This window comes from Paraburkholderia sp. J63, assembly GCF_905220245.1.
Classification (GTDB): domain Bacteria; phylum Pseudomonadota; class Gammaproteobacteria; order Burkholderiales; family Burkholderiaceae; genus Paraburkholderia.
Genome location: NZ_CAJMZF010000128.1, coordinates 1 through 1247 on the forward strand (window position 1 = coordinate 1; position 1247 = coordinate 1247).

1 protein-coding gene is annotated in these 1247 nt (G+C 56.0%); it reads right to left on the reverse strand.

Annotated elements, in window-relative coordinates:
• Window positions 1-212 precede the first annotated feature (212 nt).
• Entirely contained in the window at window positions 213-1187 is a 975-nt protein-coding gene (locus U5775_RS38785) for an IS110 family transposase (RefSeq protein WP_322063413.1), read from the reverse strand.
• Between the last annotated feature and the right edge of the window lie 60 nt (window positions 1188-1247).

Here is a 1247-nt window from a genome sequence, read left to right on the forward strand (position 1 = left end):
TAAAAAATGTATGGTCTGCCCCAGATTTGCAAGTCACTGGTTTGCAGTTTCGACAGAACAACGTTTGCGTCAATGTATCCGGCCTGTTGTTGCAGTCCGCAGACTGCGGGCCGTGATGGAATCCGCGCATACCATGCCCAATAAAGCTTTCAGTCATTACGGACTGCTTTTTTAGCCGGGCTTTCGGCATGCCGGTCAACGGTTCTGTGTCATCAGCTATTCAGGGCTCGCAAAACAGGACGGTAGTGCTCGGGGTTGCGACGTTGCTCGACCTCTCGAAGCCATAAGCCCATGCGGGATGGGTCGCGCTTCATGTGGATCATCAAGGCTCGTGCGCCCTGGATCACCATCATTCTCAAATAAGCGTTGCCGCGCTTGCTGATGCCACCAAGATTTGACTTGCCGCCAGTTGAGTATTGCTTTGGCACAAGACCCAACCACGCCGACATATCGCGCGCCCGTTTGAATGCGGTGCCGTTGCCGACAGCAGCAACGAGTGCTGTCGAAATAACCGGTCCGACGCCAGGTACCGTGCTGACACGCCGGCAGAGTTCCGATTCACGCGCGATCTGGGTAATTTCGGCTGATGCCGTGTCGATTTCTTCGTCCAAGGCCAGCCATCGCCGACGCAACCGCGCAATGAGCTGGCCCAGTCGAGGCGACAAGCCATTCCCGGTATCGGCCAATATTGCTGGCAGGCGCCGCGCGAAGAGCGCACGCCCAACCGGTATGACGATGCCATGCTCGAGAAGCAGCGCTCTCATCTGATTGACGACGGCTGTTCGTTCGACAATGAATCGTTGGCGTACTCGATGCAATGCTTGCAGTTCGATTTGATCCATTGTTTTTAGTGGGACGCAGCGCATGCTTTCGCGACTAGCCGCTTCCGCAATCGCCTGCGCATCGTTGAAATCGTTTTTGTTCGACTTGAGGTACGGCTTAACGAACTGAGCCGGAATGATGCGCAATTCATGGCCAGCCTCCTGGAACCGTCGCCCCCAGAATTGAGACCCAGGGCATGCCTCCATCGCGATTAAGCATCGAGGTGCCGTGATCGCAAATTCTGCCAGTTGGCCTCGGTTGAGTTTCTTGCGGAAGAGTTCGGCACCTCGCTCGTCGATTGCTACGACGTGGAACCAATTCTTACCGAGATCAATGCCGATGACGTAGACGCGGTGATCGTTCATGGTCGCTCTCCCAGGGTGGATGCGGCTAGTATCGCGCAGGAGGTGGGGCAGACCATTCCA